This is a genomic window from Pseudomonas sp. BO3-4, assembly GCF_034044115.1.
Lineage (GTDB): Bacteria > Pseudomonadota > Gammaproteobacteria > Pseudomonadales > Pseudomonadaceae > Aquipseudomonas > Aquipseudomonas alloputida.
On record NZ_CP139018.1, the window covers coordinates 3,927,546 to 3,947,900 of the forward strand.

Sequence of the window (20,355 nt, forward strand, 5' to 3'; positions counted from 1 at the left end):
GCGGTGAACTAACGCGGAAAAATACCGCTCAGACTTTGGGAAGCAACCTACTCTTGATGAGACCTTAACCCAAGGAGTAACTGGTGATGCGAGTTCCGTCTCTTCTGGCCCTGGCGGCCGCTGGCGCCCTGCTGCTGCCCGTGGCTGCGAACGCCGGCAACTTCCCAGCCGGGAAGGAGGCCGCCTACATGACCCAGTGCACGCAAGTGGCCAGCGGCCAGGGCGTTGACGCTGCCACCGCGAAAAAACACTGCGACTGTGGCGCGCAAGCCATCAAAAAGAACTTCACCGACGCCGAGATTGCCGACCTCGACAGCAAGGACGGCGTTGACGCCAAGCTGATGCAGAAGGCGCAGTCGGTGGTGAGACAGGCCTGCGCACCGAAGAGCTGAAACCTTAAAGCCGGTGATGACCAGCCATTCTTTGAGCTGGATCAATATCCTGCGAAGGTAAAAGGCGCTAGATGCGCAGAATTAGACTATGATGTATCCCGTGCTCCGTAGCCTCGGCCGCATTGCACCACTGAAAAAACTAAATGTTCTGGAGATTCACCCATGTCCAATCGCCAACAAGGCACCGTCAAATGGTTCAATGATGAGAAAGGCTACGGCTTCATCACCCCAGCAGGCGGCGGCGACGACCTGTTCGTACACTTCAAAGCCATCGAATCTGACGGCTTCAAGAGCCTGAAAGAAGGCCAGACTGTTTCCTTCGTCGCCGAGCGCGGCCAGAAGGGCATGCAGGCTGCACAGGTTCGTCCGGAGTAATTCGGATAGCTGTAAAAAAACCCGCCCTTGTGGCGGGTTTTTTTATGGGTGATGCATCATCTGAGTGGGGCGGGATTGCCTGCGAAACCGACTGTAGGGTGAATGGCACGGGCTTTGCCCGTGTTCGCGGGTGAACCCGCTCCTACAAGGCGACCGCGCAGGCTTTTCACATTTTGCGCAAGGCAGTTGCCCCCGCGTGCATCAACCGCAGTTGACGCGGGTTACCCTGCCCTGCTCGTCCACGTTCAGGTTCAAGCGCTCGGAGCGGTACTCCAGGGTGACCACGTCGTGCGGCTTTAGAATGCGCGCCATCTGCGAGCCGCTGGCCTTGCGTGCCTGCTCCAGCAATTCGGCGCTGGCCTGCTTGCCCAGGGCGAAGTCGGCACCACTGGCTTCGCAGCGGCCATCGTTGCCCGCTGGCGCGGCACCACCATCAGCATTGCCACCAGTGCTGCAACCCGCCAGGACAGCAGCCACAGCCAGAGTTGCCAGGTAAGCACGGGTACGGAACATGAAGCCTCCTAAATCGGTCCGGGAACTGTCTGATCCGACAGCTCCGCTCATCATTTGTTGCAAAACCGGTCAAGTCTGCCTGAACTGCAGCGGCGAGGCGAAAAGCAATCGTGACCGGATTTTGCACAACGTGCTGTATTTGCCATATGCTTAGCCCGCACGGTCACCGGCGCAAAGCCATGATTTGCTGCAAGAAGTGGAGCGCATCCCGCCTCCATCGAACACCAGGGTCAGGTGTTCCCCCTTCGTTCCGGGCCCCCAGCGAGAGCTTTTCATGAGCACCCACAGCATCGATGCCGATATCAAGGTCAAATGGGCCGAGGGCCAGAGCGCGTACAGCCCTGGCACACCGGAAGAGTTACTGTTGATCGCCATCGACCTGTTGGTGCGCGACAACGGTGCCGAGGCGGCACGCAGCTTCATCGACCAGGTGTTCGAGCGCTACGCGCCACACGCGGCTATTCCAATCGCGCCAGACGGGCACTGAGCAGGTCGAACAGCCCCTGGGCATCACCCTGCTCCACCCACAGCACATTCGCCGGCCGCTTGAGCACACCGTACCAGTCTGCAACTGTCTGGCCGAAAGTGGCCCCTTCGCGGCTGTCGATGCTCATGTGGATACGCCGGCCACTGAACAGCTCGGGCTTTAACAGGTAGGCGATGACGCTGGCGTCGTGCACAGGGCCGCCAGGTATGCCATACACGTCCATATCGTGGGTGATGTAGGCATTGAGGATATCCACCACGCGCTTGCTGGCTTGGTTGTTCACGGCTGCCAGTTGCTTCAGGCGGGCGTTACTGGTCAGCAGCTTGTGCGTGACGTCCAGCGGCAGGTAGGTCAGCTGTACGCCGCTGGCCAGCACCACTTCGGCGGCGTGCGGGTCGGCGTAGAGGTTGAACTCCGCCACCGGGGTGATGTTGCCGCCGTTGAAATGGGCTCCCCCCATGACCACCACCTCCTTGATGCCGTTGACGATGCTCGGGCGCTGGATCAGCGCCAGGGCCAGATTGGTCTGCGGGCCGAGCATGGCGACGGTGATGCTGTGCGGTTTGGCTGCGCTGAGGGTATCGACCAGGTATTGCACGGCATTGCCCTGGGCCAGGGGCGCTTTCGGCTCGTGCACCGGTACACCGGTGAGGCCTTCTTCGCCATGAACGTCGGCGGCGTAGATCGGCGTGCGCACCAATGGGCGGCCGGCACCGGCGTACACCGGGATGTCTTCACGCCCCGCCCATTCCCGGGCCAGGCGGGCATTGCGCGAGGTCTTGTCCAGGCGCACGTTGCCGGCCACGGTGGTGATGGCGCGGATATTGAGTTCGTTGGGCGAAGCCATGGCCAGAAACAGCGCGACCACGTCGTCCGCGCCGGGATCGGTGTCGATGATCAGGTCGATGGGTGCGGCCTGGAGGGTGGAGGCTGTGGCCATGAAGACGACTCCTTGTAGCAGGGACTTGAGCATGGATGGCACTCCTGTTGCCTATGAATCATGCGTTTACACAGCCCGGCGTCCTTTGTGGAAGCGGCTAGAAGGTGACGCCGGAGATGAGGGCGATGTTGCTGTAGGGCTGGCACTCGCCTGTACGCACCACCGCACGGGCACTGCGCGACAGCACTTTGAAATCCTCATGGGTCAGCCATTCGCGCTTGCCCAGCTTGCCCTTCAGTCGCTCGATTTCGACCAGCGCAGGTGGCACCACTTTCTGCATTTCTTCAGCCAGCACGTGCCGCTCAACCTGCAATTCGCTCAGCACCACCCGCAGCACACTGGCGAAGTCCGGCAGGCCAGGCGTAATGGCCAGGTCGATCAGCTCGACACCCGGCGGCACCGGCAGCCCGGCATCGCCGATCACCAGGATATCGCCATGCCCCATGCCGGCAATGACTCGCGACAGGGCAACGTTCAGCAGCGGGGTTTTCTTCATGGCGTCAGCTCCGCCAGGTAGGGAATCGACGGTTGGGCACCGGCACGGGTAACCGACAATGCCGCGGCACGCTGGCCAAAGGCGATCGCCTCGCCCTCCTTCAGCCCACGCACCAGGGCGGCAGCAAAGCCACCAATGAAGGTATCGCCGGCAGCGGTGGTGTCCAGCGGTTGCACGCGCGGCGCCGGATAGTGCTGATGGCCTTGGGCAGTAACCAGCAAGGCACCTTGCGCACCCAAGGTGATGATCACTTTGCCTGCCCCCAGCTGCAGCAAGCGCTCACCTGCGCGCCGGGCACTGTCCTGGTCGGTCACCGCCACACCGGTCAAGGCTTCGGCCTCGCTTTCGTTAGGGGTAAGGTAATCGATATGCGCAAACCAGTCCGCTGGCAAGGGGCCGGTAGCGGGTGCTGGATTCAGGATGACCTGCTTGCCCAGCTCACGCGCCCTGGCCAGTGTGCACGCCACAGTGTCAGTGGGCACTTCCAGCTGGCAGATGACCACCTCGGCGGCCTGCAGCAGTGCATCGAAACGCAGCACCGACTGCGGCGTCAGCAGGCCGTTGGCGCCGGGAATGATGACAATACAGTTCTGGCTGGCAGCATCCACCGTGATCAGCGCCACACCGCTGGACGTGCCCGGGCAGGTGCTGACACCCTGACAGTCGATACCCTCGACATACAAGGCCCGGTGCAGTTGCCGACCGTAATCATCATCCCCCACATTGCCGATCATCGCCACGCTGCCCCCCAGCCGCGCTACCGCCACCGCCTGGTTGGCACCCTTGCCGCCCGGCACCGTGAAAAAGCTATCGCCGGGGAGTGTTTCGCCGGCCCGTGGCAGGCGCTGGGCGCGGACCACCAGGTCCATGTTGAGGCTGCCGACCACCACAACCTTGGCATTCATGACGTTTCCTTAGCGTTAGCGGTATTCATTGAACAGGTCCGGGCGCGGCCCGGTGGATTCACGCAAGACGATACGCGGGGCGACGATACGCTGCTCCGCCGCGCCTTGCCGGGGCGTAGCGATACGCGTCAGCAGCAACGAGGCAGCGCTCTCGCCCAGCTCGCGGATCGACTGGCCCACGGTGGTCAGTGGTGGGTACACATAGCGGCTCAGTTCGATGTCGTCGAAGCCGATCACCGACAGCTCGCCGGGTACGCTGATATTGCGTTCGGCGGCAGCGCGCAGCACACCAAAGCCGATCATGTCGTTGCCGGCAAAAATCGCCGAGGGCCGCTTGCCTTCCAGCACCTGCGCCGCCGCTGCATGGCCACCCGGGCTGGTGAAGTCGCAGTGCAGTACACGGCTGCCCAGCACAGGCGCACCGGCTTCGGCCATGGCACGGCGGAAGCCGCTCAGGCGCAGCTGGGTAACACCGGTTTCGGCGGGGCCGCCGATATAGGCGACGTCGCGATGGCCCAGCTCCAGCAGGTGCCGGGTGGCCAGGTACGCCCCCTGCTCGTGGTCAATGCGCACCAGGTCGGCATCGACGCCTTCCAGCTCACGGTCGACGATGACCATTGGCGTGCGCACACCGGCCAGGCTTTGCAGCAGGTCGTCGTCCTGGCCCACCGAGGCCACTACCAGGCCGTCGATGCGTTTTTCCAGCAGCACGCGCAGGTAGCTGCGCTGCTTCTGCGGGTTGTCGTCGGAGTTGCACAGGATCACGCAATAGCCGTTGCGCTCGCAGGCGTCTTCGATACCCCGCGCCAGCTCGGCGAAGTAAGGGTTGACGCTGTTGGGCACCAACAGGCCGATGGTGGCCGTGCTGCGCGCCTTCAGCGAGCGCGCTACCGCACTGGGCACGTAATCCAGTTCGACAATGGCGGCTTCCACCTTCAGCCGCACCTGTTCGCTGACCGGACGGGTCTTGTTGAGTACATGGGACACGGTGGTGTAGGAAATACCCGCCAGTGCCGCGACGTCTTTGATGGTTGCCATGGTGTCAGTTCCGCCGGCCTGCGCGCCGGCTACGGTAAGTGTCGAGCACAACGGCGATGACGATCACCGCCCCGGTGATAATGCGTTTGGTCGGCTCGCTGGCGCCGATCTGCGCCAGCCCGGCGGCCAATACGGAAATGATCAGTACGCCAAAGAAGGTGCTGATGACCGAGCCACGCCCGCCCATCAGGCTGGTACCGCCGATCACGACGGCGGCAATGACCTGCAACTCCAGGCCAGACCCGGCGTTGGGGTCGGCGGCTTCCAGCCGCGAGATCTGGAACAGTGCGGCCAGGCCGGCGAGCAGGCCCATCAGGGCGAACACCAGCACTTTGTAAGGGCGCGGATCGATACCGGCCAGGCGCACGGCCTCTTCGTTGGTGCCGATACCGATCAGGTAACGGCCGAACACCGTGCGCGTCAGTACCAACTGGGCGAGCACGATCACCAACAAGGCGATGATAAACGCTGGCGAAACACCAAAGGCGACCGGGTTGGAGAACCAGGCATAGGCGTCGCCGATATAGGCGGTGCGCGAGTCGGTGAACTGGTAGGCCAGGCCACGGGCCATCTCCAGCACACCAAGCGAGACGATGAACGACGGGATGCGCCAGGCCACGGTGACGCCACCGGTAATGCTGCCGGCCAATGCGGCCACGGCCATGCCCAGCAGCGCCGAGGGCAGCACGCCCCAGCCCCAGCCGAGTATCGCCACGCTCACCGTCGAGGCGGCCAGCGCCAGCACCGAGCCCACCGACAGGTCGATGCCGCCGATGATCAACACGAAGGTCATGCCCACCGCCAGCACCATCAGGTCCGGGATCTGGTTGGCCAGCGTGCTGAAGGTGCCATACGACCAGAAGTGGCTGCTGAGGAACGAGAACAGCACGATCATCGCCAGCAAGGCGCCAGCCAGGCCCAGGTAGGTGCCCAGGCCAAAGTAGGTACCGCTGCGGCGCACGGGGGCGGCTTCCTGGTTGTTGAGCGGGGTGGTTTTCATGCATCCATCCTGGGGGCTGCATCATGCAGCAGCGCGTCACGTTTCTGATAACCGGCGAAGGCGGCGGCAAGCAACTGGTCCTGGCTCCAATGATCACGCGCGAAGGTGTCGATCAGGCGGCCGGCGGACAGCACGCCGATGCGGTCGCAAATCAGCATCAGTTCTCGCAGGTCACTGGACACCACCACCAAGGCCTTGCCTTGGCGCGCCAGCTCGGCCAGCAGGCCATAAATGTCGAACTTGGCGCCCACATCGATGCCACGCGTGGGTTCGTCGAACAGCAGCACCTGGCAATCGCGCTCCAGCCAGCGGCCGATCACCACTTTTTGCTGGTTACCGCCAGACAGCTCACCCACCACCTGCTGCGCGCCGGCACTGCGAATGCGCATGGCCTGGATCTGGCGTTCGGCCAAGGCTTTTTCCGCTTCGCCATCGAGCACGCCGGCCCGCGATACCGCGCCCAGGTTGCCCAATGCAATGTTGGCGCTGATCGACTGCGTCAACAGCAGGCCCTCGCCTTTGCGGTCTTCGGTTATCAGCGCGATACCGGCCCGCACTGCAGCCTTGGGTGAGTCGATGTTTACCGCCTGCGGCGGTTGGCCGAGCGCGATACCGCCGCTGTCGGCGCGATCGGCACCATAGATCAGGCGCAACAGCTCGGTACGGCCGGCGCCGATCAGGCCGGAAATGCCAAAAATCTCCCCTGCCCTGACTTCGAACGACACCTCACGCACCTTGTCGCCGCGGCACAACTTGTCGACCTTGAGCAGCGGTGCACCCAACTGCCGTCGGCCCAGGTCGATATGCTCGCCCAGCTCGCGGCCGACCATCAGGTTGACCAGTTCGGCGCTGCTGTAGCGCTGGATCGGCTCGTCGCACACCAGCTTGCCATCGCGCAGTACAACGATGCGTTGGGCCACGCGCTGCAACTCTTCCAGGCGATGCGAGATATAGACGATGGCCACGCCGCGGGCGCGCAGGCGCTCGATCTGGGTGAACAGCAACGCCACCTCGCGCGCAGTGAGCATGGCAGTGGGCTCGTCCAGGATCAGCACATGGCAGTCACCGATCAGGTTGCGGGCAATCTCGACCATTTGCTGATGGCCGATGCCCAGTTCGCCGACTGGGGTGTCCGGGTCGATGGCGTCGAGCCCGACCCGAGCCATGGCGGCCGTTGCCAGCTGGCGCAGGCGCTTGTGGCTGATCCAGCCGAAACGGCTGGGCAGGTTGTCGAGAAACAGGTTTTCCGCCACGGTCAGCGTCGGCAGCAGGTTCAGCTCCTGCATGACCATGCGCACACCAAGGCGTTCGGCCTCGCTGCGGCTGCCGGGCGCGTAGGCCTGGCCACGGTAGGTCATGTGCCCGGTGGTGGGCACCTCCAGGCCGCTGATAAGCTTGGACAACGTACTCTTGCCCGCGCCGTTCTCGCCGGTCAGGGCCAGCACTTCACCGGCGCGCAGGCTCAGGCTGACCTCGCCGAGCACGGGCTGGGCGTAGGTCTTGCCCAGGCCGCTGGCGGCAAGCACCACTTCATTGGCCGATGCAGGCATGGCCGATTCTCCTGGCAGCATCAGGGCTTCTTGGTGATGAGTTCGACCGGGGTCTGGATGACGTTGTCGGCATCCACATCAGGCTTTTCGCCCTTGACCATTTTCAGCGCCGCCTGAATGCCATACACCGCCTGTTGGCTGGCGGCCTGGTCGAGGGTGGCAAGCACGCGTCCATCGGCAAGCATTGGCTTGATGGCTTTGATGTTGTCGTAGCCCACCACTTGCACCTGGCCGGCCTTGCCAGCGGCACGCACGGCGGACACAGCGCCCAGTGCCATGCTGTCGTTGCCGGCCAGCAAGGCCTTCAGGTCGGGGTATTCGTTGAGCATGGAGGCGGCGACGGCATTGCCTTTGTCGATCTCCCAATTGCCGCTTTGTACCGAGACGATGTTCATCTGCGCGGCGTCCATGGCGTCCTTGAAGCCGGCGGTGCGCTGCTGGGCATTGGTGGTGGTCGGCACGCCTTCGATAATGCCCACCTGGTCGCCGGCCTTGAGCTTATGGCTGGCCAGGTAATCGCCAACCAGGCGCGCGCCCTTGCGGTTGTCGGGGCCGACGAAGGGAACGCTGATGCCTTTGCTCTTGAGCAGATCAGGGTCCAGACGGTTGTCGATGTTGATCACCACCACGCCCTGGTCCATGGCCTTCTTGACCGCCGACACAAGTGCTTTCGAGTCAGCCGGGGCAATCACCAGCGCCTTGGCGCCGGCATTGACCATCTGCTCGACGATGCGGATCTGCTCGCCAGTGTCGGTCTCGTTCTTGATGCCGTTGGCGATCAGGTCGAACTCGTCGGCGTGGGTTTTCTGGTAGTCCTTGGCGCCGTCTTCCATGGTGCGGAAGAACTCGTTGGCCAGCGACTTCATGACAAGGGCGACCTTGGGCTTGTCTTCAGCGTGGGCGGCAGACAATGGCAAGGCGAGGCTAAGCGAGGAAATGACAGCGAGGGCCAGCAGACGACCGGGGAACGGCAGCTTCATGAACGATGACTCCGAATCTTGTGTTTTTTATCGGATCGCAAACGTTTGCGTTGACCAACTATGGTAACAGGACCGTTGTTTGTCAAATCCGTTTGGCTTTCGGAGGCCAAAGTGCTGCCGGGGCCGATTATGCAGTCTTTTCCGAAAAACCGAACACCTTTTCCTTTATTTGTTCGGAATTACGAATGCAATGCTGCCTTTGGCAGGCGCGGTTCGGTGCAACACCACACATTGTCGGGGCTGCTACACAGCCCATTGCAAAGCACAGCCACTCTAACCCAGGCAACGCGTGGTGCCTTGGTACGAAAAATGCCTATAGCCCTGCGCGACTCAATAACTATCTCACTAGGAAGCGAGAACAATAACGATGAATGCCGCACTCAAAACCTTCGCCCCCAGCGCACTCGCCCTGCTGCTGATCCTGCCATCCAGCGCCTCGGCCAAAGAAGCCGAAACCCAACAGAAGCTGGCCAACGTGGTCATCCTCGCCACCGGCGGCACCATTGCCGGCGCCGGCGCCAGCGCTGCCAACAGCGCCACTTACCAGGCTGCCAAGCTGGGCGTCGACAAGCTCATCGCTGGCGTGCCAGAACTGGCCGACATCGCCAACGTACGTGGCGAGCAAGTGATGCAGATCGCCTCCGAGAGCATCAGCAATGACGACCTGCTGAAGCTGGGCAAGCGCGTCGCCGAGCTGGCCGAAAGCAAGGACGTGGACGGCATCGTCATCACCCACGGCACCGACACCCTCGAAGAAACCGCCTACTTCCTCAACCTGGTAGAGAAGACCGACAAGCCAATCGTGGTGGTCGGCTCGATGCGTCCGGGTACCGCCATGTCCGCCGACGGCATGCTCAACCTGTACAACGCCGTGGCCGTAGCCAGCGACAAGCAGTCGCGTGGCAAGGGCGTGCTGGTGACCATGAACGACGAGATCCAGTCCGGCCGCGATGTAAGCAAGGCGGTCAACATCAAGACCGAAGCCTTCAAGAGCGCCTGGGGCCCGATGGGCATGGTGGTGGAAGGCAAATCGTACTGGTTCCGCCTGCCGGCCAAGCGCCATACGGTCAATTCCGAGTTCGACATCAAGCAGATCAGCAGCCTGCCGCAGGTGGACATTGCCTATGGCTATGGCAACGTCACCGACACCGCCTACAAGGCGCTGGCACAGAACGGTGCCAAGGCGCTGATCCATGCCGGTACCGGCAACGGTTCGGTATCGTCGCGGGTAGTCCCGGCGCTGCAAGAACTGCGCAAGAACGGCGTGCAGATCATCCGCTCGTCGCATGTCAACCAGGGTGGTTTCGTACTGCGTAACGCCGAACAGCCGGATGACAAGAACGACTGGGTCGTGGCTCACGACCTGAACCCGCAAAAAGCGCGGATCCTGGCGATGGTGGCAATGACCAAGACCCAGGACAGCAAAGAGCTGCAACGCATCTTCTGGGAGTACTGATCAACCCCCCATGGCCGGTGCCCCACATCACCGGCCATTCTTCCTTTCCAGATCAACCCGCCCCGCCGCCACTCAACTGGGGCTCGCATCAGCGGGTTTCTTCTCTGGCTTGCGCAAGCGGCTCTATTTGTAATCTCTCGGATCAACGCCCCACTTCTTGAGTCGAGACGCCAAGGTTGTGGGCTTCAACCCCAGCAATTGCGCAGCACCACCCTCGCCGGAGACTTTCCCTGCTGTTCGTTTGAGCACAGAGATCGCATTCAGCTTCATCTGCCGCTCCCAGTCTTTGTCGGCAGTCGGCTCAGGCTGGCATTGTGCAATTGAAGATACTGGGCCACTGGACGGGCCGTTTGGCGCCAGAACCTCATGAAAGCTCACGCGACCGTCTCGGGAGACGATGGTCTGTCGCTCAATCACATTTTGAAGCTCGCGGATGTTGCCTGGCCAGGCGTACTGCTGAAGCACCGCGACTTGGGTCAGCGACATGCGAATGCCCGGCTTGTTAAACGCCAGGCTAGCCCTTTCAAGAAAATGGCTGGCGAGCAACGGAATGTCCTCAAGTCGCTCCCGCAAGGGCACCGAGCGTATAGGGAACACATTCAAGCGGAAGTATAAATCTTCCCGGAACGCCCCTCGGGCGACCATATCGCGCAGGTCACGGTTCGTTGCGGCGATAACTCGCACATCAACGGCCCTGGTGCGATTGTCGCCTACAGGCTCAAACTGGCGGTCCTGTAGAACACGGAGCAACTTGCTTTGTAACTCCAGCGGAATCTCTCCCACCTCATCGAGAAACAAGGTTCCGCCGTCTGCCAACTCAAAGCGACCCACTCGGTTGCTGACCGCTCCGGTGAAGGCCCCTTTGAGGTGGCCGAAGAACTCGCTCTCGAACAATTCACGGGGTACCGCGGCGCAATTGACCCGAATCAGAGGGCGGTCGCGCCGGGGGCTGCTGGCATGAATAGCGCGAGCCACAAGCTCTTTGCCCGTGCCTGACTCGCCGGTGACCAATACGTTGGCGTCGGTAGCTGCGACCAGGTCGATCTGCTGTAACAGATGCTTTACCGCTGGGCTTTCGCCGACGATCTCGTGGTGATTGCCGTGGGCGTTGATTTCCTCCTGCAGGTATTGGTTTTCCATCTCCAGCCGAGCCTTCAACTGCTCTACTTCACTCAGCGCATCGCGCAGGCGCGCTTCAGTGCGCTGTCGTTCGCGGATGTCCCGAAAAAGCACCACCGCCCCCACCAGCCTTCCCATCTCGAAGATTGGAGTGCTGGTGTACTCGACGGCGATTGCTTCGCCGCTCTTGTGCCAGAACACCTCGTTATCCACGCGATGAACTTGTCCATCGCTGAACGAAGCATGGATGGGGCACTGATTGACCTCGAACGCACGTCCGTCGCTATGGCTGTGATGGAACAAATGGTGGGCATCCTGGCCAATCATGTCGACGGCACTCCACCCCAAAATACGCTCGGCGGCGGGGTTGATGAACGTGGTCTGGCCCCGGGTATCGAGCCCATAGATGCCCTCGCCAACTGCACCAAGAATCAGCCGGTTTTGCTGCTGGATGCGCTCGAACACCTGGCTGATCCGCTCCCATCCCACGTGACCCAAACGGTGTTGGCGGCGCGCCTCTGCACGGTTACGGCGCTGCTCCAGAAGGTCCCGCCGCTGCACCGCCAGTACAATTTTCCCGCCCTCAACCGCGCTAGCCGAAACCTCCACCGCTATTTGCCGCAGTTGCAGATCCACCAGCAGCAGGTCGTCCGACCACGCTTCGCCTTGAGTCAGCACCTCATCCGTAAAGCTCACCCACAGTGCGATTCCCCCTCGCAGAAAATGGCTAAAGGCATGACCGGGCAGCTCATTTGCGGCGCAGCCCAGTAAATCAAGCGCGGCGTTGTTGGCTTGCAGTACCCGATCATCTACCGGGTGGATTAACAGCATGGCAACGGCGGAGTCGGCAGCGACTCCGAGGGCGACGGCGTCTGTCACAGATGCATATCCTTCAGCCGATTTTCACGAAATTTCGTAAACAATATTACGAGAGTTCGTAATTCACGAAATTTCGTCAATCCAATTCGCTATCAATAAAAAATAAACTAATAAAATCAGATAGTTAAAAAATAATGGAGATTGGCACATCTCTCGCTATGGGTGTGTTCACCTTAAACCCAACTGCGGGAGCAGAAATAATGGACAAACTTGAAATGCATCACCTGATCATGGCCGCGAAAGCACGCAAGGGCCTGAGCTGGGATGATCTTGCCAACGCAGTGGGCAAGGCCCCGGTATGGCTTGCATCGGTCTGCTACGGCATGAACAGCGCGCCGCTGGAAGTGGCAACGCATCTTTGCGAGGTATTGGAGCTGGATGATCAAGTCGCCGCCACCTTAACCGCTTTCCCAGTCAAGGGCTGGGACAAGTCCATCCCTCAAGACCCGCTGATCTATCGACTGTATGAAGTCGTGGGCGTCTATGGCCCGACCCTGAAAGACGTGATCCAGGAAAAATTTGGCGACGGCATCATGAGTGCCATCGACTTTTCCATGCATGTCGAGCGAATCGAAGATCCCAAAGGCGACCGGGTTCTGTTGACCCTCAATGGCAAGTTCTTGCCGTACCGTTCCTGGTAAACCCATCCAACCCTCGGCACCCCTCCAAGGGTGCCGCCTATTACCCGCAGTTGAGGGAGCCGCCATGTCCTATCTGCTACCCACCGATTTTGTCACCAAGATGCTCGATGCCGGCGCATCAAAGGTCCACATGTCCACTCGCGACACGCTGATCCGCAGCTACATGGCCGGGGCAATTCTGGCCCTGGCGGCCGTATTCGCAGTGACCATCGCAGTACAGACAGGCTCAGCCCTGCTAGGCGCAGTACTGTTTCCGGTTGGTTTTTCAATGCTCTACCTTATGGGCTTCGACCTGCTCACCGGGGTCTTCATGCTCACCCCGCTGGCATTACTGGACAAACGTCCCGGGGTCACCGTTAGGGGAATTCTGCGCAACTGGGGCCTGGTGTTCGTCGGCAACTTCGCCGGCGCCCTTACGGTCGCCTGCATGATGGCCTTCGTCTTTACCTATGGTTTCCATGCTTCCCCCGGTGCCGTGGGAGAGAAAATTGCCAGCATCGGTGAGGCCCGCACCCTGGGTTACGAGCAATACGGGCTGGCAGGCTGGTTGACGATCTTCCTGCGTGGCGTGCTGTGCAACTGGATGGTGTCGATGGGCGTGGTTGGCGCAATGATCTCCACCTCTGTGAGCGGCAAGGTGATCGCCATGTGGATGCCGATCATGCTGTTTTTCTTCATGGGCTTCGAGCACTCGGTCGTGAACATGTTCCTGTTCCCTTCCGCAATGATCATGGGCGGCGATTTCTCGCTCATGGACTACCTGGTGTGGAACGAAATCCCTACTGTACTGGGCAACTTGGTGGGCGGCCTGGCCTTCACAGGCCTGACGCTGTACGGCACCCACATCCGTACGGCCGCGAAGAAAGCCACCAGCGCAACAACCTGCTGAAGCGATAAAGAAGGCAGGCAGCCTCAGTCGCCGCCTGTCTCCTTCATATCCAGGACAAAAAAGAGGTTTTGCTTTGCACTGCCTCTAACCCGAACATCGTTTACATTTCAGAACGGTGTCATGGCTTACAGACCAACGCTGGATTTCCCCTGACAAGCTGTTGCGAATTTACTTACAGTGAAATACTGTATGCACATACAGCAAAACAAGGAAACTCCTGTGTCCAGCACCGCCTCCGCCACCCCGAGCAGCTATGAACAGATGGGTGTACGCATCCAGAAGATCATCAACAGCCCCACCGCCCAGCGCAGCCGTGCGGCGCTGATCTTCCGCCTGGAACAGGAAAGCCCGGATGACTGGGAGACCCTGCTTCAGGAGATCGCAGAAAACGACAACGTCACCCTCGCCCATCGCGACGATGGCGGTGTGCAGATTTTCTGGACCGTACCGAAGGAAGATTGACTGCGCATGAGAGTTTCGCTTTTCGCAGCAGCTTGCCTGTTACTGACCACTCCCCTTGTTCAAGCCGACGCCCCGCGCACCTTCCAGGAGGCCAAGAAGGTCGCCTGGAAGCTCTATGCGCCGCAATCGACCGAGTTCTATTGCGGCTGTAAATACAAAGGCAACAAGGTCGACCTGGCATCTTGCGGCTATGCCCCACGCAAGAACGCCCAGCGCGCGTCGCGCATCGAGTGGGAGCACATCGTACCCGCCTGGCAGATCGGCCATCAGCGCCAGTGTTGGCAGAGCGGCGGGCGCAAGCAGTGCTCGCAGCATGACGAAGTGTACCAACGCGCCGAAGCCGACCTGCACAACCTGGTGCCAAGCATCGGCGAGGTCAACGGCGACCGCAGCAACTTCAGCTTCGGCTGGCTACCAGAACAACGCGGCCAGTATGGCCGCTGCCTGACCCAGGTCGACTTCAAGGCCAAGAAGGTGATGCCGCGCCCGTCGATCCGCGGCATGATCGCCCGCACCTACTTCTACATGAGCAAGCAGTACAACCTGCGCCTGTCCAAACAGGACCGCCAGCTGTTCGAAGCCTGGAACAAGACCTACCCGCCGCAAGCCTGGGAGCAGCAACGCAACCAACAGGTCGCCTGCGTGATGGGGCGAGGAAACGCGTTCGTGGGGCCGGTCAACCTCAAGGCGTGCGGTTGATCCTCAGGCCAGCGCCTGTAAATAGGCACTGGCTTGGCGATAACGGGCCAGCCGCGCCAGGTCGGCGGGGCCCGGGGAAGGGATGCGCGAGAGGTCGCTGTTGTCGGCCAGATCGGCCAGCTTGACGGTGCGCGCCAACGGGTCTTCGCCCAGGCGCACCACGAAATCCTGGTAAGGCTCGCCTTCGCGGCGGCTAAGCGCCAGCAACGCAGCCAGGATTTTCAGCGCGAAGCCCTCACGCGCCAGGTCGGACAGGGTCAGCGGGGTGTCTTCGATCACATCGTGAAGCACCGCCACAATCCGCTGCTCAGGTGTGGAAACCCGCATCATCACGCGTAACGGGTGGAGGATATAAGCCGCCCCACCCTTATCGTATTGCCCTTCATGCGCCCTGGCGGCCACGGCAATGGCCCGCTCCAGTGTAGACATGAGGCCCTCCCCGTTTGGCATCTCCCAACCCAAGCATAGCCAAACTTGTGTGAACAGCGCCTGACACAAGCCTTGGCCGCGGCGCCACTGTACCGGCTTAGGCTCTGCACGATAAGCCTTGATACTTGGTCATGCTGCGTCTCAAGACTTCTCGAACAGACCCTAGCGTGCTGCGCCGTGCTGGATGACCACCGAATCGGTACCCAGCTTGGCCATCACTTCGTCCCTGCGCGCTTGCGCTTCTTCGCGGGTGGGGAACGGCCCCATCAGCACCACCGGCTTGCCGTCACGGTACTCCACCGAAGAGGGGATGCCCTTTTCGATCAGGCGCGCCGTCATATCGCTGAGTGCGCCCATGTTGGCGCCCTGTACCACTTCCACATCCCACCCCTGGGGCGCCGGCTGGTCTGCCAGCGCCTCGGCACGGCGCTGCAGGTCGGCTCCGCCGCAGAGTTCACGGATACGCAGGTTGTTGCCGGTATCGTCAACGATGATGTCGTACTGGCCATCGCGCTTGATCGCCACGTAGCTGCGGTAGGCTTCGTACTGCCCGGCATCGTCCTTGCCGCGGACCTGACCGCAGATGGTGCCCTGGGTGTCGATCCGCACGTTGCCGAACTTGGCGGTCTTGGGGTTATGCAGGTGTTCGGCCACCTGCTTGTGCACGCCTTCGACCTCGTTCTCACAGCCCGCCAGGGCGAGCACTGCCATTACCACAGCCAGTTTGCGCACGCGTGTACCTCCAGATTCGAAGGGGCGGATTCTAGCACGCCGGGTATGCCCCGAACCGCGACCAAACGTTACACGCTGCTTCGGGCGCAAATGCAAAAAGGGCGATCATTTCTGATCGCCCTTTTTCGATTTGGTAGGCACAATTGGACTCGAACCAACGACCCCCACCATGTCAAGGTGGTGCTCTAACCAACTGAGCTATGTGCCTGTCGTGTGGTGCGCATATTAGTGGTGCGATGCGCACCTGTAAAGCTTTTTTTTTGAGAAAAATCAAAAACTTTCGAATGAAAGCGCTTTGCGTCCATGCCGCGGTATTCCCGCTCGCGCGGCAATGGACAATGAAAAAAGGGGTGACCCTTTCGGATCACCCCTTTTTCGATTTGGTAGGCACAATTGGACTCGAACCAACGACCCCCACCATGTCAAGGTGGTGCTCTAACCAACTGAGCTATGTGCCTGTCGTGTGGTGCGCATTCTACGCATTACAAAAACCCTGTCAACACTTTTTTTCGCGCTAACCTACTGAATCTTAAACTCTTTATAGAGAGGCTGACTGAGGGGGGCCCCGTAAAGGATTTTCACCAGACGACTAGCGGGTGTTTATTATTATTGATAGCATCGGTACATTCGTTAAAAATATAAAACACGAGGTTCCTGCAGCATGGCTAACACCCCCTACCCCCAGTCCTACTACGCCGCCTCGGCCAACCCGGTGCCGCCACGTCCGGCGCTGCAGGGTGAGGTGGAAACCGATGTATGCATCATCGGTGCCGGCTACACCGGCCTGTCCAGCGCCCTGTTCCTTCTGGAGAACGGCTTCAAGGTGAGCATCGTCGAAGCGGCCAAGGTCGGCTTCGGCGCATCGGGCCGCAACGGCGGCCAGATCGTCAACAGCTACAGCCGCGACATTGATGTCATCGAACGCACCGTCGGCCCCAAGCAGGCACAACTGCTGGGCCACATGGCCTTCGAGGGCGGGCGCATCATTCGTGAACGCGTGGCCAAGTACAACATTCAGTGCGACCTGAAAGATGGTGGCGTATTCGCTGCCCTTACCAGCAAGCAGATGGGTCACCTGGAATCGCAAAAGCGCCTGTGGGAACGCTTTGGCCATAATCAGCTGGAGCTGATGGACCAGAAGCGCATCCGCGAAGTGGTTGCCTGCGACAGCTACATCGGCGGCATGCTCGACATGAGCGGCGGCCACATCCACCCGCTGAACCTGGCCCTGGGTGAAGCTGCCGCGGTCGAGTCGCTGGGTGGCATCATCTATGAGCAAACCCCGGCCGTGCGCATCGAACGTGGTGCCAACCCGGTCGTGCATACCCCGCAGGGCAAGGTCCGCGCCAAGTTCATCATCGTTGCCGGCAACGCCTACCTGGGCAACCTGGTACCCGAGCTGGCCGCCAAGTCCATGCCATGCGGCACGCAGGTGATCACCACCGAGCCACTGGGCGAAGAACTGGCACGCACCCTGCTGCCGCAGGACTACTGCGTCGAAGACTGCAACTACCTGCTCGACTACTACCGCCTGACCAGCGACAAGCGCCTGATTTTCGGTGGCGGCGTGGTGTACGGCGCGCGTGACCCGGCCAACATCGAGGCGATCATCCGCCCGAAAATGCTCAAGGCCTTCCCGCAGCTGAAGAACGTGAAGATCGACTACGCCTGGACCGGTAACTTCCTGCTGACCTTGTCGCGCCTGCCACAGGTTGGCCGGATTGGCGACAACATCTACTACTCGCAGGGTTGCTCGGGCCACGGCGTGACCTATACCCACCTGGCGGGCAAGGTGCTGGCCGAGGCCCTGCGCGGCCAGGCAGAGCGTTTCGACGCCTTTGCCGGCCTGCCGCACTACCCGTTCCCGGGTGGCCAGATGCTGCGCGTACCCTTCAGCGCCATCGGTGCCTGGTACTACAGCCTGCGCGATCGCCTGGGCTTCTGATTCAGGCAGGCCTGGCCTCTTCGCCGGCAAACCTGCGCCCACACGGACTGTGCAATAAGCACAAATCCTGTGGGCGCGGGCTTGCCGGCGAAGAAGCCGGCACAGGCAACGCTATTCGTTCAGGCTATTGACCGCCTGCTTCGCCGCAATCTCTTGCCCGGCCTTGGCCAATTCATCCGCAGCATGCAACCACCGCTGGCGATCAACCTGGGCCGGCAGTTGCCGAGGTGGCTGCACCAGCACCGCCCAACTCCCCTGCTTCTCCCATGCCGATGCAAATTCATCGAATGCCATCACCTGCCGCCGGTGCATGCCCGAGCGCAGCAGCACCCGCTGCTTGTAACGGTCATAGCCCATCAACACCGCATAGCGCGGCTCGCTCCACCAGGCCGAACCGTCCTCGTAACGCAGCAGCACCGGGTTGCCCGCTGCCACCTGGGTCAGCAGCGCGTCCAGTTGCTTGTCCAGCGGGTACACCACCCTACCGTAGTCCCGCGCCACACGGGGAATAGCGGTATCCAGCGTTTCGGCGCCCTGAGGCAGGTTGAGCGGCTTATCCAGCAAGCCCGGCGTAATAGGCGCCCCCTGCTGCGACAGCACTGCCGCCAGCGCCATGGCCCCGCTGTGGTTGGCGTTGCCACGGTAGAACGGCACGCTGCTGATCTCGACTCGCTGCGGCAGGCCCTTGAGGTTGCCGGGCGGTGCGCTGGCGCAGCCAGCCAGGGTGGCAGCCAGCAGGCAGGCAGCCAGTAGCCGCCGGGGGGCAGCCTTGAAGGAATGTTGCTCCATGGACACTCGCTTGTTCCAACGCCAGGCAGGCAGCGCCCGGCTCTGGCCACCGATCATAGGTCCGACAGCGGCGCGGGTATAGTCCGACAGCGCCTTGGAGCGAATCGGCCCTAGAGATAGACCATTGTTCGATGGAACGTCACAGACGAAGGGCTAGACTAAAGCAGTGTCTGGAAGGTAAACGCGGCCCAATCAAGCGCTTGCCGCAAAGATGGAGGCACAGATGAGCCTGACCATGGCAATTCTCATGCTGGTAGGCATGTGGCTGAGCGTCGCAGCCGCCATGCTGTGGGGTGTACTGCGTATCGTGCGGCGTCATGCACACCACCTGCCACCGCAGGCACCCGCCAAGCCACAGCCAGTAAGACGGCCGCGGCGGCATGCCGGGGTGAGCTAACCTCAGGATTTCCCGAAGCCCACTGACTGACAAGCCCGCTGCACAGGTATTCGCGTTGCCAGTGCCACGCGAATACCTATGCAGCGGGCTTGTCCGCAAGAGGGGCGCGAGGCGCCCCTTTTTACATCAACCTTCAGCCGCCTCACGCTTCAGACGCGCTCGGCGGGCCAGGATGTTGAGGACCTCGATAGCCGTCGAGAACGCCATGGCCGCATACACATAGCCCTTGGGTACATGGGCGCCAAAGCCTTCGGCGATCAGCGTCATGCCGATCATGATGAGGAAGCCCAGCGCAAGCATGACCACGGTCGGGTTGTCGTTGATGAAGTTGGCCAGCGGGTCGGCGGCCACCATCATCACGATCACAGCCGTGATAACGGCGATAATCATGATGGGCAGGTGCTCGGTCATGCCCACGGCGGTGATGATGCTGTCGACCGAGAAGACGATGTCCAGCAGCAGGATCTGGAAGATCGCCGCAGCAAAGCCCAGGGTCACCGTGGAGGAGACTTTGGCTTCCTCCTTGGCGCCATGCGGGTCGACGTTTTCGTGAATTTCCTTGGTCGCCTTCCACAGCAAGAACAAACCACCGGCAATCAGAATCACATCCTTCCACGAGAAGGCGTTGCCGAACACTTCGAACACCGGGTCGGTCAACTGGACGATCCAGGCCACGGTGCTGAGCAAGGCCAGCCGCATGACCAAGGCCATGCTGATACCGATACGCCGCGCCTTGGAGCGGTACTCCACCGGCAGTTTGTTGGTCAGGATCGAGATGAAGATCAGGTTGTCGATGCCCAGTACAACTTCCATGGCCACCAGCGTAGCCAGGGCAACCCAGGCGGTAGGGCTAGCGGCGAGTTCCAGCAAATATTCCATTGTTCAAATCCTGCAGCAGCGGTTGGGGTCAGATTTCCTGGGTTTCTTCTTTCTTCTCGGCATCCTTGGGCTTCTGCCCTTCGCCGCCGATGGCTTCGCTCAGCGCCTGCTGGGCAGCCTTGTTGGTGTCGTCAATGGCCTGCTTGGCCGACTGCGCGGCCTGGTCGAGCATCTGCTGGGCGGATTTCTCGGCCTGGTCGCAGCCTGCCAGGGTGAACAGGGCCAAAGCCAGCACCAATGGGGTGCCAATGGATTTGAGTTGCAGCATGGTGTCCTCGCTTGAAATAACCCGGCGGCGCATGGCGCCTGATAGCCGTGCATTCTAGAGACGGCAATAGTTCAGGAAAATTCGTATTTTCATGG

At 61.1% G+C, this 20,355-nt stretch carries 24 protein-coding genes and 2 tRNA genes; 10 read left to right on the plus strand and 16 right to left on the minus strand.

From position 1 onward, the window contains the following. Positions 1-86 precede the first annotated feature (86 nt). Positions 87-392, plus strand: a complete 306-nt coding sequence (locus REH59_RS18170) for a hypothetical protein (RefSeq protein WP_003250658.1) — start codon at positions 87-89, stop codon at positions 390-392. Positions 393-554: 162 nt separating this feature from the next. After that, complete coding sequence (locus REH59_RS18175; protein ID WP_003250656.1) at positions 555-767, plus strand: cold-shock protein; 213 nt, start codon at positions 555-557, stop codon at positions 765-767. 201 nt (positions 768-968) lie between these two features. On the opposite strand, the gene REH59_RS18180 is transcribed toward REH59_RS18175, so the two are convergent. After that, positions 969-1,280 carry an I78 family peptidase inhibitor gene (locus REH59_RS18180; protein WP_003250651.1) on the minus strand — a complete coding sequence of 104 codons (312 nt, stop codon included), beginning with the start codon at positions 1,278-1,280 and terminating at the stop codon, positions 969-971. Between the two features lie 274 nt (positions 1,281-1,554). Here REH59_RS18180 and REH59_RS18185 point away from each other — a divergent pair, with 274 nt between their 5' ends. Continuing rightward, positions 1,555-1,767 carry a hypothetical protein gene (locus REH59_RS18185; RefSeq protein WP_003250649.1) on the plus strand — a complete coding sequence of 71 codons (213 nt, stop codon included), beginning with the start codon at positions 1,555-1,557 and terminating at the stop codon, positions 1,765-1,767. Here the strand turns inward: REH59_RS18185 and REH59_RS18190 are convergent. The 7 genes from REH59_RS18190 to REH59_RS18220 form a co-directional block, all read right to left on the minus strand. Next, positions 1,739-2,740 carry a nucleoside hydrolase gene (locus tag REH59_RS18190; RefSeq protein ID WP_128573744.1) on the minus strand — a complete coding sequence of 334 codons (1,002 nt, stop codon included), beginning with the start codon at positions 2,738-2,740 and terminating at the stop codon, positions 1,739-1,741. The genes REH59_RS18185 and REH59_RS18190 overlap by 29 nt on opposite strands. Before the next feature lie 64 nt (positions 2,741-2,804). Next, entirely contained in the window at positions 2,805-3,203 is a 399-nt protein-coding gene (gene rbsD, locus REH59_RS18195) for a D-ribose pyranase (RefSeq protein ID WP_003250646.1), read from the minus strand. Continuing rightward, on the minus strand, positions 3,200-4,108 hold the full coding sequence (rbsK, locus tag REH59_RS18200) for a ribokinase (RefSeq protein ID WP_003250643.1): 909 nt from the start codon (positions 4,106-4,108) through the stop codon (positions 3,200-3,202). The genes rbsD and rbsK overlap by 4 nt, the downstream gene beginning before the upstream one ends. Before the next feature lie 15 nt (positions 4,109-4,123). Then, positions 4,124-5,146 carry a LacI family DNA-binding transcriptional regulator gene (locus REH59_RS18205; RefSeq protein ID WP_014860892.1) on the minus strand — a complete coding sequence of 341 codons (1,023 nt, stop codon included), beginning with the start codon at positions 5,144-5,146 and terminating at the stop codon, positions 4,124-4,126. Positions 5,147-5,150: 4 nt separating this feature from the next. Beyond that, positions 5,151-6,146, minus strand: a complete 996-nt coding sequence (locus REH59_RS18210; protein WP_003250639.1) for an ABC transporter permease — start codon at positions 6,144-6,146, stop codon at positions 5,151-5,153. Further along, a complete protein-coding gene (locus REH59_RS18215) occupies positions 6,143-7,696 on the minus strand; it encodes a sugar ABC transporter ATP-binding protein (RefSeq protein WP_265536507.1) in 1,554 nt (517 codons plus the stop codon). Before REH59_RS18215 ends, REH59_RS18210 begins: the two co-directional genes overlap by 4 nt. A 20-nt stretch (positions 7,697-7,716) precedes the next feature. Further along, positions 7,717-8,676 carry a sugar ABC transporter substrate-binding protein gene (locus tag REH59_RS18220; RefSeq protein WP_014860895.1) on the minus strand — a complete coding sequence of 320 codons (960 nt, stop codon included), beginning with the start codon at positions 8,674-8,676 and terminating at the stop codon, positions 7,717-7,719. A 367-nt stretch (positions 8,677-9,043) separates the two neighbouring features. On the opposite strand from REH59_RS18220, the gene REH59_RS18225 reads away from it, so the two are divergent. After that, entirely contained in the window at positions 9,044-10,132 is a 1,089-nt protein-coding gene (locus tag REH59_RS18225; protein ID WP_003250634.1) for an asparaginase, read from the plus strand. 123 nt (positions 10,133-10,255) lie between these two features. On the opposite strand, the gene REH59_RS18230 is transcribed toward REH59_RS18225, so the two are convergent. Beyond that, complete coding sequence (locus REH59_RS18230) at positions 10,256-12,130, minus strand: sigma 54-interacting transcriptional regulator (protein WP_014860896.1); 1,875 nt, start codon at positions 12,128-12,130, stop codon at positions 10,256-10,258. 200 nt (positions 12,131-12,330) lie between these two features. Between REH59_RS18230 and cynS the strand changes: the two genes are divergently transcribed. From cynS to REH59_RS18250, 4 genes are all read left to right on the plus strand, one after another. Then, positions 12,331-12,771 carry a cyanase gene (gene cynS, locus REH59_RS18235; protein WP_003250631.1) on the plus strand — a complete coding sequence of 147 codons (441 nt, stop codon included), beginning with the start codon at positions 12,331-12,333 and terminating at the stop codon, positions 12,769-12,771. A 64-nt stretch (positions 12,772-12,835) separates the two neighbouring features. Then, on the plus strand, positions 12,836-13,660 hold the full coding sequence (locus REH59_RS18240) for a formate/nitrite transporter family protein (RefSeq protein ID WP_004574329.1): 825 nt from the start codon (positions 12,836-12,838) through the stop codon (positions 13,658-13,660). Between the two features lie 219 nt (positions 13,661-13,879). Further along, positions 13,880-14,122, plus strand: a complete 243-nt coding sequence (locus tag REH59_RS18245) for a DUF1654 domain-containing protein (RefSeq protein ID WP_014860897.1) — start codon at positions 13,880-13,882, stop codon at positions 14,120-14,122. Between the two features lie 6 nt (positions 14,123-14,128). Beyond that, positions 14,129-14,821 (plus strand): endonuclease, encoded by a 693-nt coding sequence (locus REH59_RS18250; RefSeq protein WP_014860898.1) that lies wholly within the window; start codon positions 14,129-14,131, stop codon positions 14,819-14,821. 3 nt (positions 14,822-14,824) lie between these two features. On the opposite strand, the gene REH59_RS18255 is transcribed toward REH59_RS18250, so the two are convergent. The 4 genes from REH59_RS18255 to REH59_RS18270 all read right to left on the minus strand — a co-directional run bounded on the left by REH59_RS18255 (position 14,825) and on the right by REH59_RS18270 (position 16,440). Beyond that, complete coding sequence (locus REH59_RS18255) at positions 14,825-15,250, minus strand: hypothetical protein (RefSeq protein WP_014860899.1); 426 nt, start codon at positions 15,248-15,250, stop codon at positions 14,825-14,827. Between the two features lie 162 nt (positions 15,251-15,412). Next, positions 15,413-15,982 (minus strand): SPOR domain-containing protein, encoded by a 570-nt coding sequence (locus REH59_RS18260; RefSeq protein ID WP_003250559.1) that lies wholly within the window; start codon positions 15,980-15,982, stop codon positions 15,413-15,415. Between the two features lie 131 nt (positions 15,983-16,113). Further along, positions 16,114-16,190, minus strand: a tRNA-Val gene (locus REH59_RS18265). A gap of 173 nt (positions 16,191-16,363) precedes the next feature. Next, positions 16,364-16,440 (minus strand) — tRNA-Val (locus tag REH59_RS18270). Between the two features lie 203 nt (positions 16,441-16,643). On the opposite strand from REH59_RS18270, the gene REH59_RS18275 reads away from it, so the two are divergent. Further along, on the plus strand, positions 16,644-17,927 hold the full coding sequence (locus REH59_RS18275) for an NAD(P)/FAD-dependent oxidoreductase (protein WP_003250557.1): 1,284 nt from the start codon (positions 16,644-16,646) through the stop codon (positions 17,925-17,927). Positions 17,928-18,038: 111 nt separating this feature from the next. On the opposite strand, the gene REH59_RS18280 is transcribed toward REH59_RS18275, so the two are convergent. Beyond that, positions 18,039-18,773: a peptidase C39 family protein gene (locus tag REH59_RS18280; RefSeq protein WP_003250555.1), complete on the minus strand. Its 735-nt coding sequence runs from the start codon at positions 18,771-18,773 to the stop codon at positions 18,039-18,041. A gap of 166 nt (positions 18,774-18,939) precedes the next feature. Here REH59_RS18280 and REH59_RS18285 point away from each other — a divergent pair, with 166 nt between their 5' ends. Then, positions 18,940-19,113 carry a hypothetical protein gene (locus REH59_RS18285; RefSeq protein ID WP_003250553.1) on the plus strand — a complete coding sequence of 58 codons (174 nt, stop codon included), beginning with the start codon at positions 18,940-18,942 and terminating at the stop codon, positions 19,111-19,113. A gap of 126 nt (positions 19,114-19,239) precedes the next feature. Here REH59_RS18285 and REH59_RS18290 read toward each other — a convergent pair whose 3' ends face one another. Both REH59_RS18290 and REH59_RS18295 read right to left on the minus strand, forming a co-directional pair. Continuing rightward, the gene (locus REH59_RS18290) at positions 19,240-19,992 is read right to left on the minus strand and encodes a TerC family protein (protein WP_003250551.1); all 753 of its coding nucleotides are present in this window, start codon (positions 19,990-19,992) and stop codon (positions 19,240-19,242) included. A gap of 28 nt (positions 19,993-20,020) precedes the next feature. Beyond that, positions 20,021-20,260 (minus strand): hypothetical protein, encoded by a 240-nt coding sequence (locus REH59_RS18295; protein WP_003250549.1) that lies wholly within the window; start codon positions 20,258-20,260, stop codon positions 20,021-20,023. Positions 20,261-20,355: the final 95 nt, after the last annotated feature.

Excerpts from the sequence above, each read along its gene's own strand:
- REH59_RS18215 (WP_265536507.1), bottom strand. The coding sequence starts at position 7,696 with ATGCCTGCATCGGCCAATGAAGTGGTGCTTGCCGCCAGCGGCCTGGGC.
- REH59_RS18210 (WP_003250639.1), bottom strand. The coding sequence starts at position 6,146 with ATGAAAACCACCCCGCTCAACAACCAGGAAGCCGCCCCCGTGCGCCGC.
- REH59_RS18225 (WP_003250634.1), top strand. The coding sequence starts at position 9,044 with ATGAATGCCGCACTCAAAACCTTCGCCCCCAGCGCACTCGCCCTGCTG.
- REH59_RS18285 (WP_003250553.1), top strand. The coding sequence starts at position 18,940 with ATGAGCCTGACCATGGCAATTCTCATGCTGGTAGGCATGTGGCTGAGC.
- REH59_RS18240 (WP_004574329.1), top strand. The coding sequence starts at position 12,836 with ATGTCCTATCTGCTACCCACCGATTTTGTCACCAAGATGCTCGATGCC.
- REH59_RS18220 (WP_014860895.1), bottom strand. The coding sequence starts at position 8,676 with ATGAAGCTGCCGTTCCCCGGTCGTCTGCTGGCCCTCGCTGTCATTTCC.
- REH59_RS18295 (WP_003250549.1), bottom strand. The coding sequence starts at position 20,260 with ATGCTGCAACTCAAATCCATTGGCACCCCATTGGTGCTGGCTTTGGCC.
- REH59_RS18250 (WP_014860898.1), top strand. The coding sequence starts at position 14,129 with ATGAGAGTTTCGCTTTTCGCAGCAGCTTGCCTGTTACTGACCACTCCC.
- REH59_RS18175 (WP_003250656.1), top strand. The coding sequence starts at position 555 with ATGTCCAATCGCCAACAAGGCACCGTCAAATGGTTCAATGATGAGAAA.
- REH59_RS18290 (WP_003250551.1), bottom strand. The coding sequence starts at position 19,992 with ATGGAATATTTGCTGGAACTCGCCGCTAGCCCTACCGCCTGGGTTGCC.
- REH59_RS18170 (WP_003250658.1), top strand. The coding sequence starts at position 87 with ATGCGAGTTCCGTCTCTTCTGGCCCTGGCGGCCGCTGGCGCCCTGCTG.
- REH59_RS18185 (WP_003250649.1), top strand. The coding sequence starts at position 1,555 with ATGAGCACCCACAGCATCGATGCCGATATCAAGGTCAAATGGGCCGAG.
- cynS (WP_003250631.1), top strand. The coding sequence starts at position 12,331 with ATGGACAAACTTGAAATGCATCACCTGATCATGGCCGCGAAAGCACGC.
- REH59_RS18275 (WP_003250557.1), top strand. The coding sequence starts at position 16,644 with ATGGCTAACACCCCCTACCCCCAGTCCTACTACGCCGCCTCGGCCAAC.
- REH59_RS18180 (WP_003250651.1), bottom strand. The coding sequence starts at position 1,280 with ATGTTCCGTACCCGTGCTTACCTGGCAACTCTGGCTGTGGCTGCTGTC.
- rbsK (WP_003250643.1), bottom strand. The coding sequence starts at position 4,108 with ATGAATGCCAAGGTTGTGGTGGTCGGCAGCCTCAACATGGACCTGGTG.
- REH59_RS18280 (WP_003250555.1), bottom strand. The coding sequence starts at position 18,773 with ATGATCGGTGGCCAGAGCCGGGCGCTGCCTGCCTGGCGTTGGAACAAG.
- REH59_RS18205 (WP_014860892.1), bottom strand. The coding sequence starts at position 5,146 with ATGGCAACCATCAAAGACGTCGCGGCACTGGCGGGTATTTCCTACACC.
- REH59_RS18190 (WP_128573744.1), bottom strand. The coding sequence starts at position 2,740 with ATGCTCAAGTCCCTGCTACAAGGAGTCGTCTTCATGGCCACAGCCTCC.
- rbsD (WP_003250646.1), bottom strand. The coding sequence starts at position 3,203 with ATGAAGAAAACCCCGCTGCTGAACGTTGCCCTGTCGCGAGTCATTGCC.
- REH59_RS18255 (WP_014860899.1), bottom strand. The coding sequence starts at position 15,250 with ATGTCTACACTGGAGCGGGCCATTGCCGTGGCCGCCAGGGCGCATGAA.